This window comes from Deinococcus betulae (assembly GCF_020166395.1).
GTDB classification, from domain to species: Bacteria; Deinococcota; Deinococci; order Deinococcales; family Deinococcaceae; genus Deinococcus; species Deinococcus betulae.
On the sequence record NZ_JAIQXU010000005.1, the window covers coordinates 127,399 to 142,625 of the forward strand.

General features: G+C 66.8%; 15 protein-coding genes. 10 read left to right on the top strand and 5 right to left on the bottom strand.

Features of this window, described 5'->3' with window-relative positions; all coding sequences use genetic code 11:
* Window positions 1-38 precede the first annotated feature (38 nt).
* The 9 genes from K7W42_RS05920 (at window position 39) to argC (ending at window position 8,167) form a co-directional block, all read left to right on the top strand.
* Window positions 39-833, top strand: a complete 795-nt coding sequence (locus tag K7W42_RS05920) for an ABC transporter permease subunit (protein WP_224573087.1) — start codon at window positions 39-41, stop codon at window positions 831-833.
* 154 nt (window positions 834-987) lie between these two features.
* Window positions 988-1,896 carry a hypothetical protein gene (locus K7W42_RS05925; RefSeq protein WP_224573088.1) on the top strand — a complete coding sequence of 303 codons (909 nt, stop codon included), beginning with the start codon at window positions 988-990 and terminating at the stop codon, window positions 1,894-1,896.
* A gap of 234 nt (window positions 1,897-2,130) precedes the next feature.
* A complete protein-coding gene (locus tag K7W42_RS05930; protein WP_224573090.1) occupies window positions 2,131-4,140 on the top strand; it encodes a M14 family zinc carboxypeptidase in 2,010 nt (669 codons plus the stop codon).
* Window positions 4,141-4,405: 265 nt separating this feature from the next.
* A complete protein-coding gene (argF, locus tag K7W42_RS05935) occupies window positions 4,406-5,329 on the top strand; it encodes an ornithine carbamoyltransferase (RefSeq protein ID WP_224573167.1) in 924 nt (307 codons plus the stop codon).
* A gap of 23 nt (window positions 5,330-5,352) precedes the next feature.
* Complete coding sequence (locus K7W42_RS05940; RefSeq protein WP_224573092.1) at window positions 5,353-5,826, top strand: DUF6882 domain-containing protein; 474 nt, start codon at window positions 5,353-5,355, stop codon at window positions 5,824-5,826.
* Window positions 5,823-6,338 carry a GNAT family N-acetyltransferase gene (locus K7W42_RS05945; RefSeq protein WP_224573094.1) on the top strand — a complete coding sequence of 172 codons (516 nt, stop codon included), beginning with the start codon at window positions 5,823-5,825 and terminating at the stop codon, window positions 6,336-6,338. Before K7W42_RS05940 ends, K7W42_RS05945 begins: the two co-directional genes overlap by 4 nt.
* Complete coding sequence (locus K7W42_RS05950; RefSeq protein WP_224573096.1) at window positions 6,335-6,844, top strand: NUDIX hydrolase; 510 nt, start codon at window positions 6,335-6,337, stop codon at window positions 6,842-6,844. The genes K7W42_RS05945 and K7W42_RS05950 overlap by 4 nt, the downstream gene beginning before the upstream one ends.
* A complete protein-coding gene (locus tag K7W42_RS23225) occupies window positions 6,834-7,244 on the top strand; it encodes an HNH endonuclease signature motif containing protein (RefSeq protein WP_224573098.1) in 411 nt (136 codons plus the stop codon). The genes K7W42_RS05950 and K7W42_RS23225 overlap by 11 nt, the downstream gene beginning before the upstream one ends.
* Window positions 7,241-8,167, top strand: coding sequence for an N-acetyl-gamma-glutamyl-phosphate reductase (gene argC / locus K7W42_RS05960; RefSeq protein ID WP_224573100.1), 927 nt, complete (start codon window positions 7,241-7,243; stop codon window positions 8,165-8,167). Before K7W42_RS23225 ends, argC begins: the two co-directional genes overlap by 4 nt.
* A gap of 168 nt (window positions 8,168-8,335) precedes the next feature.
* On the opposite strand, the gene K7W42_RS05965 is transcribed toward argC, so the two are convergent.
* On the bottom strand, window positions 8,336-8,875 hold the full coding sequence (locus K7W42_RS05965; RefSeq protein ID WP_224573102.1) for a YdeI/OmpD-associated family protein: 540 nt from the start codon (window positions 8,873-8,875) through the stop codon (window positions 8,336-8,338).
* Window positions 8,876-8,987: 112 nt separating this feature from the next.
* Here K7W42_RS05965 and K7W42_RS05970 point away from each other — a divergent pair, with 112 nt between their 5' ends.
* Window positions 8,988-10,268 (top strand): glutamate-5-semialdehyde dehydrogenase, encoded by a 1,281-nt coding sequence (locus K7W42_RS05970; RefSeq protein WP_224573104.1) that lies wholly within the window; start codon window positions 8,988-8,990, stop codon window positions 10,266-10,268.
* Window positions 10,269-10,338: 70 nt separating this feature from the next.
* Here K7W42_RS05970 and dxs read toward each other — a convergent pair whose 3' ends face one another.
* From dxs to K7W42_RS05990, 4 genes are all read right to left on the bottom strand, one after another.
* Window positions 10,339-12,225, bottom strand: coding sequence for a 1-deoxy-D-xylulose-5-phosphate synthase (gene dxs, locus K7W42_RS05975; RefSeq protein WP_224573106.1), 1,887 nt, complete (start codon window positions 12,223-12,225; stop codon window positions 10,339-10,341).
* A complete protein-coding gene (locus K7W42_RS05980) occupies window positions 12,225-12,911 on the bottom strand; it encodes a hypothetical protein (protein WP_224573108.1) in 687 nt (228 codons plus the stop codon). The genes dxs and K7W42_RS05980 overlap by 1 nt, the downstream gene beginning before the upstream one ends.
* 354 nt (window positions 12,912-13,265) lie before the next feature.
* On the bottom strand, window positions 13,266-13,961 hold the full coding sequence (locus tag K7W42_RS05985; RefSeq protein WP_157457371.1) for a PspA/IM30 family protein: 696 nt from the start codon (window positions 13,959-13,961) through the stop codon (window positions 13,266-13,268).
* Between the two features lie 403 nt (window positions 13,962-14,364).
* Window positions 14,365-15,153, bottom strand: a complete 789-nt coding sequence (locus K7W42_RS05990; RefSeq protein WP_224573110.1) for a hypothetical protein — start codon at window positions 15,151-15,153, stop codon at window positions 14,365-14,367.
* Window positions 15,154-15,227 lie beyond the last annotated feature (74 nt).

A 15,227-nucleotide genomic window follows, 5' to 3' on the forward strand; every position in this document is an offset into this window, starting at 1 on the left:
AGCCTTAGCGTCTGGCCAGCCTCCCATTCCTTCTCCACATGAGGCTGGGCCTCCTCGCGCTGCTGGGCTGGCACGCGGTCCTGGTGGTCGGGGTGCAGCGTCATCTACCCCTGCCCGAGCGGCTGCTGTCTTATCCCGCCACGCTGGTGGCTGGCCTGTCGCCTGAGGTGCTGCCGGCCGTCACCGAGGCGGCACTGCTGAGCGGCACCTACCTGCTGGGCGGCCTGGCACTTGCCTGGGTGCTGGCCGCCGGCCTGAGGCGCGCGCCGCTGGGGCTGTTGTGGCTGCTGGAAACTGTGCCGCCCTTCCTGCTGCTCTTGCTGGGCGTGGCGCTGGGGCTGGCCGTCACCCTCTGGCGGGGCTGGGATTTTCCTCTGACCCCCTGGTCCCCGCTGATGCTGACCTTTATTGTTGCCAGCCTGGCCTGGCCAGTGGCGGCGCGGGCGGCGGTGCAGACCCGCGCGGCGTACCTGGAGGCCCTGGCCGCCGATCACAGCCGCACAGCGCGGGCGATGGGTCTTCCGGAAGGACAGATTCAGCGGCGCGCGCTGGGCGTGGCCCGCCCCGTGCAGGCCACCACGCTGGCCGGGGACGCCCTAGGGCTCACGCTTTCACTGACCATCCTGGAGGGCCTGCTGCACTTTCCGGGTTTGGGCGACACCGTCTCGCTGGCGGTGCAGGGGCAGTTCTCAGAGAGCGGGCAACTGGAAGGGGACCGGCTGATGGTGTTTTCCAGTTCGCTGCTGGCCCTGCTGATGCTGGGCGGCCTGGGTCACGTCATCCTGCGGGGCGTGGCGGCGCGGCTGGACCCCCGACCAGTGGGGGCCGAATGACACGGGGTCCGTCTGTAGTTCCAACACATTGGGAAAGAACCGATGTGCAAACGCCACGCCCGCAACCCGTTCTTTCTCCTGCTCACTCTTCTGCGCCGTTTGCCAAGCCTGCTCGGATGTCATCGTCTGCACAAACGATGGGTCCAGAGGCCGTATGAGGTGGCTGCTGCTGCCTCTGGTGCTCCTGGCCTTGCTGGCCCCGCGCCAGGAATGTGCGGTGCAGTCTCTGATTCCATTGCCAGTGGCGCAGGCGGCGACCAGCAGCGTGGCCTTTATAGTGCCCCCTTTGCGGCCGGGCCACCCCTTGGCGCCGCTGGGCACCGACCGCTTTGGCCGGGACGCCGCCTGCGTGCTGCCGCGCGCCCTGGCCCGCTCGCTGAATCTGGCGGTGCTCACGGTGCTGCTGGGCCTGCTGCCTGGGCTGCTGCTGGGTCTGTGGCACGGCTGGGGCCGCCTGCGCCTGCCGCCCGAAGTGCCCACGCTGCTGGTTCTGGTGCTCCTGCTGGGCCGGGGGTCCTTCCGGGTGGTGCTGGTGCTGGGGGCGGCTCTCCTGACGGCGCGTCTGGTGGGTGCCCAGGTCACCGCCCTGCGCAAGGAACCCTTTATGGAAGGCGCGCTGGCCCTGGGGGGCGGCGCGTGGCATCTGTGGCGTACCCATCTGTGGCCTCACCTGCGCGGGCGGGCCGCAGCAGTGGTGGCTACGGTTCTCAGCGGCGTCTTCTTGTGGCTGATGGAACTGGGGGCGCTGGGCTTTCACGACCAGCCGACCCTGCGCATAGCGTTCAGTGACGGCTTTGACTTGGTGCCCGACGTGACCGCCCTGCCCCTGAACGCCGACCTGGGGCAACTGGTCAGTTTTGCGCGCTGGGCCTGGCTGGACACGCCCGAAGGGCTGCTGTGGCCGGTGCTGCTGCTGACCCTGCTGGTGCTGGCCCTCAAAGACCTGGCGAGCTGGGCTGACGCGCGCTTTGTCCCGCCCCTGTCTAGGGTAGAGGACCAACCAGAGGAGGAGAAACAGCGCCCCCAGACCCGCCGGATTTTCAGGCGCCGCGCCCAGGGCTGAAGGCTGTCCGGGCGCGGCCCCACGGCCCAGCAGTGACTGACCCAGATAGCACGAAATCCTCAGAGGGGCTGCCGACTTCGCACACTATGTTCGGAAGTATGGGACAGCAGGCACTTGAGCTTTGGAAACCGGGTGTTACAGTGCCGAAGTACCACACAACCCAGGCGCACAGCGTTGACGGCCCCTTTGCTGGCGGCGGTTTCCAGGCTGGCGTGCCCTTTTTCTGGAGGACCTATGACACGAAGGCTCACGTCGTCCCTGCTGCTCAGCACGTCCCTCTTCCTGGCTTCCTGCTCGCAGACGCCTCAACCGCAGGCCGCCCCGCCGGTCACGCCGGGTACCTCGCTGGTGGCCACGGCCGATGAATGCAGCGTGTTTCAGCAAAAGCCCATCGTGGTCTCGCGCATTGACTTTAAGACCGAGCGCGACTGGATTGACATCGTCAAGACCTTTGAGCCGATCGGCGGCAGCGCCGAGGAGAAGTTCGTGCTGCTGGACGTGGGCCAGGCTGACTTCGAGCGCTTGCGCGTCACGGGCCTGAGCCGCGACTGGACCATCCGTATTGACAAGGCCGAAACCGAGCGTCACAGCGGCTCGCTGACCCAAAACCTGGGCAGCCTGTCCATCAGCGGCTACTCCTGCTACCGCACTGTCGAGGAAACGTACAGCAGCGCGCAGAGCCTGGTGTCGCAGTACCCCAACCTGGCCAGCTGGAGCAGCATCGGCTCGACCTGGCTGAAGACCAAGGGCCGGGGCGGCTACGACATGAATGTCCTGAAGCTGACCAACAAGAGCACGGGTGGGACCAAGCCCCGGCTGCTGATTACGGCGTCTATCCACGCGCGGGAATACACGCCCGCCGAGCTGTCCACCCGTTTTGCCGAGTACCTGCTGGCCAACTACGGCCGCGACGCCGACGTGACCTGGATGCTGGACAGCCAGGAAGTCTGGCTGGTGCTGCAAAGCAACCCCGATGGCCGCAAGAAGGCCGAGGCCGGCGCGTCGTGGCGCAAGAATGTCAACGACACCCAGAAGTGCAGCAACGGTCTGTTTGGCGCTGATCTGAACCGCAACTTCACCTACGCCTGGGGCACGGGCGGGTCCAGCACCGACCCCTGCAACGAAACGTACCGGGGCGTCAGCGCCGGCTCAGAGCCCGAAACCCAGAACCTGCAGAACCTGATTAAAGCGGCGTTTGCCGACAACCGTGGCGCCAGCCGTACCGACGCGGCCCCCGCCAATACTTCTGGCGTCTACATGGACATTCACAGCTACTCGCAGCTGGTGCTGTGGCCCTGGGGCGACACGACCACCGCAGCCCCCAACGGCGCCGCGCTGCAGTCGCTGGGGCGCAAACTGGCGTACTTCAACGGCTATACCCCCGAGCAGTCGGTGGGCCTGTACCCCACCAGCGGCACCACCGACGACTTTGCCTACGGCGAGCTGGGGGTGGCGTCATACACCATCGAGCTGGGCACCGCGTTCTTCGAGCCGTGCAACACCTTTACCAGCACCACCCTGCCCAAGAACCAGGCGGCGCTGCTGTACGCCCTGCGCGTGGCCCGCGCGCCGTACCAGCTGGGTAGCGGCCCTGACAGCGTGAGCGTCACGGCCCCGGCCAGCGTGGCGGCGGGCGCCAGCTTTACCCTGAGCGCCAGCGCCGACATCACCCGCTTTAACACCAGCAACGGCAGCGAGCCGGCCCGCACGGTGGCCGGGGCCGAATACTTCATTGACACGCCGCCCTGGGCCGGGGGCACCGCCAGCGCCATGACGGCGGCCGACGGCAGCTTCAATACCAACCGCGAGAACGTGCAGGCGACGGTGTCCACCAGCGGCCTGAGTGCCGGCAAGCACACCGTCTATGTGCGCGCCCGCAACAACAGCGGCACCTACGGGCCAGTCTCGGCGCTGTTCGTGACCGTGGGCGGCGGCACCACCCCGACCCCTACGCCCACCACCTACAACGGCACGCTCAGCAGCGGCGGCACCAGTTACCAGCCGGGCACGGCAGGCTTTTCCTACGCGGGCGGCACCCTCAAGGGCAACCTGACGGGCCCCAGCGGCACCGACTTTGACCTGTACCTGCAAAAACTGAACGGCAGCACCTGGACGCAGGTGGGGGCCAGCGAGGGCAGCACCAGCACCGAGGCCATCACCTACAACGCGGCCAGTGGCACCTACCGCTGGCGCGTGTACGCCTACAGCGGCAGCGGCAACTACACCCTGACCGAGACGAAGTAAGACGGCGCCGCAGCTGCGGTAAGGGAAAGCAGATTCTGGGTGCCAGTGTATCTTCAAGCGTCCTGAATGAATAAACATGCGTAATTGATTGGGCTGGCCTAGGGATGACCTGGGCCAGCTATACTTTCTGCCTATGCCGAAGGCCGAGAAAACAGCAAAAACCAGGAAAAAGAGTGCGGCTGAGGGTGAGATGGCAGCGCTCGGTTCTGCACCTGCTCTGCAAAAAGATGCGCTGCATACCCCAGACACCCTGCCGGCCCCCGTGATGGCCGGGCGCGACTTTCTGAGCAACCTAGACATGACGGCCGCCGAACTGCGCGCGGTGCTGGACACGGCGCATTCCATGAAGCGCGGCGAGTGGCGCGCGGTCAAGCCGCTGGCTGGCCTGTCGCTGGCCCTGGTGTTTGAAAAGGCCAGCCTGCGCACCCGCACCACCTTTGACGTGGGCATGTACCAGCTGGGTGGGCACGCCATTACCCTGTCCAACACTGAAATTGGCCTGGGCACCCGCGAGCGGGTCAGCGACGTGGCGCGCAACCTGGAGCGCTGGGTGGACGGTGTCATGGGCCGGGTCTACCTGCAACAGACCCTGCAGGAACTGGCGCAGCACGCCTCTATTCCTGTCATCAACGGTCTCTCGGACATGCTGCACCCCGCGCAGCTGCTGGCCGATTACCAGACTATTGAAGAGGAATTCGGGGCTGACCTGCGGGGCCGCCAGGTGGTGTACATCGGAGACGGCAACAACCTCGCCAACAGCCACATTCACATGGGCATCCTGACCGGGACCGACGTGACGGTGGTGACCCCGGTGGGCTACGAACCGAATGCGGGCGTCCTGATGGACGCGGTACGCGCGGGCGTGCAGGTCACCCTGACCAACGATCTAGGAGCAGTTGAAGGTGCCGACGTGCTGTACACCGATGTCTGGATCAGCATGGGGCAGGAGGCCGAAGCCGATATTCGCCGCCGCGCCTTCCGGGGCTATCAGGTGACCCCGCAGATGCTGGATACCATTGCTCCGCACGGCATTTTCCTGCACTGCCTGCCTGCCCACTACGGCGAGGAAACGGTGCCTGAGGCCACCGAGCACCCCAAGAGCCGCGTCTTTGACCAGGCCGAGAATCGCCTGCATGCGCAAAAAGCCCTGCTGTACCACCTGATGGGGCATCTCCAGCCGCGCTGGTAGGGAGCAGGCGCCACACTGAGCCTATGACCAACGTGAATCCTGCGCTGTTTGGAGACCAGAGTGCCGTTGTGGAAAGGGCGCTGGCGGGTCTTCAGGCCCAGACGGCGGCCCATGACGGCGCCTGGGGCCTGGGCCGCGCCGACTGGCAGGCCGACCTGCAGGCCGGCACCCTGACTTTCACCAACGAGACCTTCCGGGCCACCTGCCCGGTGCAGGTGGTGGGCACCTACAACACGCAGGACGGGCCGTGGCTGTGGGGCTGGGACCACCCATCGGTTCCGGCGGAGCTGACCAGGGCCGCTGGCAAGGTGCGCGCCTTTGCCCAGGAGCACCGCCTGCACGCCCTGACCACGCGCACCCTGAGCTGCACCGAGGAGGACGCCTGGCACCTGACGGCGCTGGACGGCGCCCAGGGCGCTTACCGGGGACCCGCCGGCCCTACGCTGGTCTTCATGACGTTCGGTGAGGTGGCGCTGACCTCCGCGGGGCAGGGGTGACCACCCTGTCCACCCCCCGACTGACGATTCGGCCTCTGACCCCGGATGACCTGCCCACTCTGGTCGCCTACCGCAATGACCCGGAGGTCGCCCGCTTTCAGGCCTGGGCGCTGCCAGCCACCCTGGATGCGGCGCAGGGTCTTGTCTCGCCGGCGCCGCTGGGGGCGCCGGGCTGGGTGCAGCGGGCTATGGCGCATGCAGACGGCCTGCTGGGCGACCTGGCCCTGAACACGCGGGGGCCGCAGGCCGAGCTGGGCATCACGCTGGCCCGCCACGCCCAGGGGCAGGGCTACGCCGCCGAGGCGCTGCGGGCGCTGCTGACCCACGCCTTCGGGCCGCTGACCCTGCACCGCGTCTACGCCAGCATTGACCCGCGCAACGCTGCGGTGGCCCGGCTGCTGTCCGGTCTGGGCTTCCGGCATGAGGGCACGTCGCGCCAGAGCTACTGGCACCGGGGCGAGTGGACCGACGACGCGCAGTACGCTCTGCTGGCCGATGAGTGGACCCCATGACAGCTGCTCCGGTGGAATGGCTCGACCTGGTCAATGAGCGGGACGAGGTGGTCGGCACCGTCACGCGAGAAGACGCCTGGGCGCGGCGCCTGCCGGTGCGGGTGGTGAATGCCTTTCTAATCAATGCTCGGGGCCAGCTGTGGATTCCGCGCCGCACCCAGACCAAGCGCACGTTCCCCGGCTGCCTGGATATGAGCGTGGGTGGTCATGTGGAGCGCGGCGAGAGTTACGAGGCTGCCTTCCTGCGCGAAACGCAGGAGGAGCTGAATCTGGACCTCGGCGCCGTGCCCTGGCGCGAGGTGGCGGCGTTCTCGCCCTTCGAGACGACCCTGAGCACGTTCATGCGGGTCTACGAGATTCAGGCAGACCTGACCCCGCACTTCAATCCTGACGATTTCAGTGGCGCTGAGTGGCTGACGCCGGGTGAGCTGCTGCGCCGGATTGAACACGGCGACCCGGCCAAGGGCGACCTGGCCGAACTGGTGCGGCGGTGCTATGGCATCTGAACTGACTCGGGCCCGAGTATCAAGCAGGCAGTCCTGCCGTAAGTGTGGCTCCAACAATTTCGGCAGCTCTACCTCCTCAACAACAGGCAGAGTGGCTTATTACTGCCGCCCTTGCCGTGGGCGACGTGCCGAACTGTACCGGCAGCGGCGAAGTCAAAACGGTGGGAAGCATACACGCAGGCAATGGTTAGAGCTTCTTCAAACCGTTGAAACTTGTCCAGGTTGCCACCGCCGCTGGAGTGAAATTCCTCCACGGCCTGACCGGCGTTTCCGGTACGTCTGGACTAAAGACCACGTCATCCCCGTGTCGGCAGGCGGTACGGACGATATTGATAATCTTCAGCCCCTTTGCTACCACTGCCAATTTTCCAAAGGCGCGCGTTACGAGGTAAAGATATGACCCTGCCCACAGTGTTTATTGACGGCGAGGCCGGCACCACTGGCCTGCAAATCCGCCAGCGGCTTGAGGGCCGCGCCGACCTGACGCTGCTGCACATTGACCTGGCCCGGCGCAAAGACCCGGCGGCCCGCGCCGAGCTACTGAACGCTGCCGACGTGTCCATTCTGTGTCTGCACGACGACGCGGCCCGTGAGGCGGTGGCCCTGACCACCAACCCGGCCGCCCGCTTGCTGGACGCCAGTACGGCCCACCGCGTCAACCCCGACTGGGTGTTCGGGTTCCCAGAGCTGAATGCCCAGCAGGCTGGGCGGATTGCGGCGGCGCGGTACGTGGCCAATCCCGGCTGCTACAGCACCGGCGCGATTGCCCTGCTGGCGCCCCTGACGGCGGCAGGCCTCTTGCCCGCTGACCACCCTGTCAGCATTCAGGGCTACAGCGGCTACACGGGTGGCGGGCGCGCGCTGGTGGATGCCCACGAGCAGAACGAGCCTCACCCCATGCGCGGCGCCTTTCTGGGCTACGCCCTGGGCCTGAGCCACAAACATATCCCCGAGACCATGCGCTACGGCGGCCTGAGCCGGACCCCTATCTTTACGCCGAATGTAGGCGCCTGGGCGCAGGGCATGACGGTTACCATTCCCCTGCATCTGCGAGAACTGGGTGTGGGCGCGGGTGACATGCACGCCGCGCTCAACGCCCACTACGCCGGGCAGCGGTACGTGCGGGTGGCTGATCCTGCCGACAATCCGGAGATTCTTGACCCTCAGACCCTCAACGGCACGAACAACCTGGACCTCTTCGTCTACCCCTCGGGCGACGGCGAGCGCGCCGTGCTGGCCGCCCGCCTGGACAATCTGGGTAAGGGTGCAGGCGGCGCGGCGGTGCAGAATCTGGAGCTGATGCTGGGCCTGGCCGCCGGCTGATGCGGCTTTAGTCTGCAAGGCCAACATCTGGGATTTCCTGATGTGGAAACGCCACGCCCGTCAGCCCGCTTGTGCCTGCTCTTCTGCGGGGCTCTTTAAGTTTGCTGCGCGGTCTCCCAAGTCCGCCCGGATGTCATCGGTTCTGCCACCGATGTCATCGGAGTTCGGCTAGCGCATCCCCCCAAATTGCTTGTTCGCCCGCGTCTTGCTCACAAAGTTGCTCAGGCGCGCGGCAAACACCTCGGGCTGGCGGCGGGCTTCTTCGATATACCCCACCCGGATGCGCTGATACAGCGCGGGAAAGGCCTGGAAGTTGGCCCAGGTCTGCGGGTCTGCCTGCAGCGCAGCCTGGATATCCGGGGCGACCTGAAAGTGCTCTGTGGACAGGTCGGGCAGCACGGCGCGGCCCGCAGCGGTCATCCGGCCCTCGGCGATCAGGCGGCGGGCCCGCTCGCGGTTCAGCTCGGTCCAGTGGCTGCGCGGGCGCCGGGGCGTAAAGCGCTGCGCCAGGCGCGCGTCGTCCAGGCGCTTGGCGATGCCGTCAATCCAGCCAAAGCACAGCGCTTCTTCTACTGAGTCCAGATAAGGCACGCTGGGCTTGGTGCTGTCCCGGATCAGCCAGATTTCCGTTTTCTGGGCGCTGTGGGTCTCCAGCCAGGTTCGCCAGGCAGCGCGGTCCGGGGCATGCAGGGTTTCGGTGATGTCCATACGGGGCTCCTGGGGCGCGGCGGCTAAGCCAGACCTCTCATTCTTTCGGCGCGGCGGCGCCCTGCCTACCCCACGCCTGGGTGTGCCCGGCCGGCCCTGCTAGCCTCGGGCCATGAGTGCCCCCAACGCCACGATTCAGGAGATGGGCGTGCGCGCCCGGCAGGCTGCGCGGACCCTGCGCTCGCTGCCTACCGCGCGCAAGGTGGCGGCGCTGACCGCGTTGGCGGCGGGCCTGCGGGCCAGCGCTGACGCCGTCCTGGCCGCCAACGCGCAGGATGTCCAGGCCGCTCTGGCTGCGAGCCTGCCTGACCCGATGGTGGCCCGCCTGCGCCTGACACCTGCCGCGCTGGACAGCTTGGCGGCGGATGTCGAGGCCGTCTCGCGCCTGCCTGACCCGGTGGGCGAGCAGAGCCCGGTGCAGGTCCAGCCCAGCGGCATCCGGGTGGGCACGCGCCGGGTGCCGCTGGGCGTGCTGGGCGTGATCTACGAAAGTCGGCCCAATGTCACCGTGGATGTGGCGGCGCTGGCCCTCATGAGTGGCAACGCGGTGATTCTGCGCGGCGGTAAGGAAACCGTGCACAGCAACGCTGCGCTAGAGGAAGTGATTCACGCCGCTTTGCAGGCCCAGGGGCTGCCGGCCCAGGCCGTCCAGGTCATCCGCGACCCGGCCCGTGAGCGAGTCCTGGAACTCCTGACCCTGGACGAGTGGGTGGACGCCATCATTCCGCGCGGCGGGGCGGGGCTCCACCGCTTTTGCGTGGAGAACGCCACCGTGCCGGTCATCGTGGGCGGCATTGGCGTGGTCCACATTTACCTGGACGCCTCGTTCACGCGAGACCTACTGGATAGAGAGAAGGCCGCGCAACTCCTCCACAACGCCAAGGTGCAAAAGCCCAGCGCCTGCAACGCCCTGGACACCCTGCTGGTGGACCGCGCGGCGCTGGATGTCCTCCCTGACCTGCTGCGCCCCCTGCTGGACAGCGGCGTGGCCCTGCGCGCCGACCCCGAGGCCCTGGCGGTGCTGGCCGCCGCTGGCCTGAGTGCCGAGCCCGCCACCGAGGCCGATTACGGCACCGAATTTCTGGCCCTGACGCTGAGTCTCAAGGTAGTGGCGGGTCTGAACGAGGCGCTGGACTTTATTGCGGCGCACGGCAACCACACTGATGTCATCCTGACCCGCGACCCCGCCCAGGCCGAGCGCTTTGTGCAGGATGTGGACAGCGCGGCCGTGATGGTGAACGCCAGCCCCCGTTTCAACGACGGTGGGCAACTGGGCCTGGGCGCCGAGGTGGCCATCAGCACCCAGAAATTGCACGCCCGTGGCCCGATGGGGCTGAGGGAATTGACCACGACGAAGTGGGTGGTAGAGGGCAATGGGGAAGTCAGGGTGTAGGGCTGCGGGCCACCCCCAGCCAGAGGCGGCACAGGAGTGAACTTCCCTGCGCCGCCTTCTCTATCTTTTCTTACACCCCAAGCGGCACGTCCACGCCCAGTTCCGCCAGCACCGTCCGAATCGCCTGGGCGTCAATGCCGGCTCTGGCATGAACACTCTCGGCGGTGGCGTGCTCCTGAAACTCGTCGGGAATGCCCAGCACCCGCACAGGCACTTGCAAGCTCTCAGCATTCAGGAATTCCAGCACGGCGCTGCCGAAACCACCGACCACGGTGTTGTCCTCCACGGTCACGAGCGCGCGGGCGGTCCGGGCCAGGGTGCGCAGCATGGCTTCGTCCAGCGGTTTGACAAAGCGGGCGTTCACCACGCCGACACCGCTCAGCCCCGCCGCCGCTTTCTCGGCGTACTCCAGTGCCTTGCCGCCCGCCAGGATGACCACCTCGTCGCCGCCCTGCACCCGCTCCCATTCTCCCCAGGTCAGCGTGGGCCAGGTGCCCGCCGCCACGGGGGCCGTGTTGCCGCGCGGATAGCGGATGGCAAAGGGGCCGTCATGCTCCCGGGCGTATTTCAGCATGCCGCGCAGTTCGGCGGCGTCTCTGGGCAGGCCAAGGCGCACGCCGGGAATAGAGCGCAGGTAGCTCAGGTCAAACACGCCGTTGTGGGTGGCGCCGTCGGCCCCCACGATGCCCGCGCGGTCAATGGCAAAGGTCACGTTCAGATTTTCGATAGCCACGTCATGCAGCACCTGGTCGTAGGCGCGTTGCAGAAAGGTGGAATAGATAGCGACCACCGGGCGCAGCCCCTGCAGCGCCATGCCGGCGGCGGCTGTGACCGCGACCTCCTCGGCAATCCCCACATCCAGGTAACGGTTGGGGTGGGCCCTGCTGTACTCGACCAGGCCGCTGCCCTCGCGCATGGCAGGCGTGACCACGAAGGTGCGGGGGTCCTGGGCGGCCAGTTCGGTCACGGCGTCACCAAAGGCATTGCTCCAGCTGTACGCCTTGCTGGGGCTGAAGTCCCCGGTGGCGGGGTCAAATTTGCCGGGGCCGTGCCAGTAGATGGGGTCAGCCTCGGCGTAACTCAGGCCTTTGCCCTTCTTGGTCACCACATGCAGGATGGTCGGCCCGTCCAGGTCTACCAGGCGTTCCATCAGCCAGGCGAGTTCCTGCACGTCGTGGCCGTCCACCGGCCCCACGTAGCGCACGCCCATGGCGGCGAAAGGATTGACGCTGGCCGGGTCAAAGAAGTGCCGCGTCGAACTCTTGGCACGGCTCATCAGGCTGGCCAGCGGTTTGCTGACGGCCTCTACGGCCTTTTTGCCGGCGCCCTCACCCTCCTGAAACCACTTCTGGACCTGCAAGCCACGCATGAACTTGTTGAGGCCTCCCACGTTCTCCGAGATACTCATCTCGTTGTCGTTCAGGACAATCAGCATCCGGCGGTTCATGTCGCCGATGGTGTTCAGGGCGGCCAGGGCCATGCCGCCGGTCAGGGCGCCGTCGCCAATCACGGCGGCGACCCGGTAGTCCTGGCCCAGTGCGTCGCGCGCCACCGCCATGCCCAGCGCGTTGGCGAGGCTGGTGCTGGCGTGGCCCACCGTAATCGCGTCGTGTTCGGACTCGCTGACCTTGGTAAAGCCGCTCAGGCCCCCCTCTTTCTTGATGGTGGGCATCTGCTCCCGGCGGCCGGTGAGCATCTTGTGGGCGTAGGCCTGGTGGCCCACGTCAAAAAGGATGCGGTCGCGCGGCGAATTGAGGACATAGTGCAAGGCCACGATCACATCGGTGGCCCCCAGGCTGCTCGCCAGGTGCAGGCCGCCCACCGAACACACGCGCACGATCTCGTCCCGCAGTTCCTGGGACAGCAGGGGCAGCTGCTCGCGGGTCAGCCTTTTTAGATCGGCGGGCGCCTGAATCCCGTCCAGCAGGGGCGTGAGGCTGTCGGCAGCACGTTCCATCACTGACCTCCGGGGCGGGCCGAGAAATTGCGGCCGGTCAGCAGCAGGCCTTCGGGCGTGCGCACCTCGCCCACATAGGGGGCAAACCACAGCTGCTGCGTGGCGGGAAACAGGCCGCCTAGCGTGTCGCTGATTTGCCGCGTGACCACCCAGACCTCAAAGCGGCCGCCGGGGGTCTGCACGGTGCGGCGGTCCTGCACGGTGTAGCTGTAGTTCAGGGTGCCGCGCGCCTGCTCTTTGCCGTCGTCGCCGCTCACCGTGATCTGAGACTGGCCCTGCCAGGTCAGTCCCAGGCGCCAGGCCGTCTGGGCGGGTAACTCCAGCCACGCCGGCTCCAGCCTAATGTTCACGCCGGGCTTGCGCAGCCCCAGCAGCCGCACCCCCGAAGCGTCCACCGTCCGGTACCAGGTCTGGTCGGCGCCGCGCCCAGCGAGTTGAAAGGCCTGTGCGCTCTGGCTGCCATACACCGTGACGCCCAGTGCCCGCAGCGTGTAAGCCGGGGCGCCGCTGCCCTCGCCCTCGGGCAGGTAACTCCAGGCCAGCCCGGTCTCATGGGGGTAGAACGACACTGCCGAGACCGGCGTACTGGCCTGAACCGTGGTCGTGGCCTGCGGCGCGCAGGCTGCCAGGGGGAGCAGGAAGGGCAGCGCGGTCAGCCACACGCGAAGGGAAGGGGAGGCCGACATGCCACCGAGCTTAAAACAACGCATCGCCTTCATTCTGTCAGCAAATATGAAGTTTTCCTGACGGTCATCGATCAGAAGGTGCACGCGGCAAAGGGGGTAAGCCCATGCAGGCCGCTGGAGGCGCGGAGAATCGGCTGTCAGGACTCTTCACGCCGGTTCTCCAGTCACTGGACTGTCCACCTGAAAGGTCTTCAGGCTGAGGGACGGGCGCAGTGCCGCAGGAGTAAGGGAGGGGGCAGACGTAGAGCTTGCTCGTCAGTGCGGATTTATCGGCGTGACAGACGGAACCCCTATTGAGGCAGCAAAAAACATCCGGACCTTCGCCCGGATGTTCTGAACGCGTGCTGGTGCCGTTTAGCCGCCGCTCTTTTCGCCGGCGCTGCCCGGCTCGCCCTGCACTTTCGCCTTCAGGGCCGCAAAGGCGTCGTCCAGCTCGCGGCCCCGGCCCAGGTCCTTCAGTTGGGCGTCAAAGTCATTGTCCTGGCGCAGGTCGCTCATGGCGCGGTTGCGGTCTTCCAGGCCCTGCACTTTCGCCTCCATTTCTTCAAAGGCGTCCATGGCCCCGCCCGCCTTGTCAAAGCCCGAGACGCGGTCCAGTGTCGCCCCGGCCTGGGCGGTCTTTTGCCGCGCAGCCAGCAGGGACTTCTTGGATTCCATCTCGTCAATCTTGGCTTCCAGGGCGCGCAGCTGGGTTTTGAGTTGCTCGACCGTTTGAGTTTGCTGGCCCAACTGCTCTTCAAAGCCGGTGGCTAGGTCACGGGCGTTCTGGGCGCGTCGCAGGGCCTCGCGGGCCAGTTCCTCGCTGCCGCCGCGCAGGGCCTCCTCGGCTTTTTTCTCGTATTCGCTGCCCAGGCGGCGGTTGGTGCTGGCTTCACGTTCCAGCTTGGCGTTCTGGCTCATGGCGTCAGCCACTTCGCTGCGGGCCTCGGCGTAGGCGGCGCGCATGTCGCGCAGGGCCTGCTCGATAATCTTGCCCGGGTCTTCGGCGCGGCTAATCAGGTCGTTGACGTTGGCGCGCAGCAGGCGGGACAGGCGGTCAAGGATGGTCATGGGGGTTTTCCTCCTGAGAATGGGACTTGCCGCCATCATGACGCCTGGAGGCCGTGCTGACAGCCGCTTCCCGGCAAGCCTCAAGGCTCGCTCAAGCTCTGCTGAGGGCCATACGGCAGGGGGCCAGCTGTTGGCGCAGAGACCCTGTTTGAAAGCAGAGCAGTGCCCCAGTGAGGGATGAGTGCTCACTGGGGCTCAGACGAGTGGTCCTCTCAGGCCGCCCAGAGAAGATGAAGCTGGACCGTGAGAAAGCCGCGCGAACCTGACGGTGCTTTGCTTTCGTGCATGGGCTGGATAAAGCGATGGGTATGCAGTGCTGCCCCAGTCTGAGTCAGTGGGACAGTCTCAATCTCGCACGGGCCGCGTGAACTTCAAGGCGGTCGAGGATTTCCCTCAACTACGCTCAGAACACAATTGGTTTCAGGCCGACGCTGTCGCTGCCGCAGGCCACAGTCAGCGAGCCGCCGGCCGGAGTGACGGTGCAGCCCAGGGCGCGCAGGCCCGAGACCGGGAAAATCAGGTTCTTGCCGTCCGTGGCGGGGGCCAGGGGCAATTCCACAGTGCCGCCTCCCGCCTGGGCGCTGCGCTGGCCGGCGGTGACGGTCAGGGTGCCGTCTTCTGCCACCAGGCGGAATTTGCCGCCGCCCAGCGAGGTCACCGCCACCACACCGACCAGGTCGCTGCCCAGGACGTAGGGCTGGCCCTTGCTCACGCCCGCTGGTAAAGCGGCTTTGGCCGCCGCAGCGGGGGCCGCCGCCTGGGCCTGCGCCGTGTCCACGACGACCAGCGTTTCCTTGTCGCTGATGGGGCTGAGCAGCACGTAGGCCGACACCGGGCCGCTGGCGGCGTCCTTGACCAGCAGCACGCTGGACTTGCCGCTGGCCTTCCAGTCCCCCTGGGCGCGGGTGCTCAGCTTGCCCCGGACCAGGGGCCGCAGGCTGGCCGGCGCGCTCTGGGCATACAGGCACACCGCCTGGGCACTGAGCTTCAGCGCGGCGGGACAGGTCAAGATGCGGCCTTTGACCGCTGCACTGACCTCCACCGACAGGGCACTGACCGCCTTGGTGGTGGCCGCCGAGGACACGCCTTTGGGAGCGGCCGCTGGGGTGGCCGGGGTGGTCGCCTGTGCGGCGGCGGGCGCGCACAGCAGCGCGCTAAGGGTCAGGGTCGCGGACAGCACAAGGAAACGCATACGCGCCCCATGCTAGGGCCACAGCATGAGCGTGAACTTTGAATCTTGGGTAGGAGGAAGCAGCCAGGAAGCTC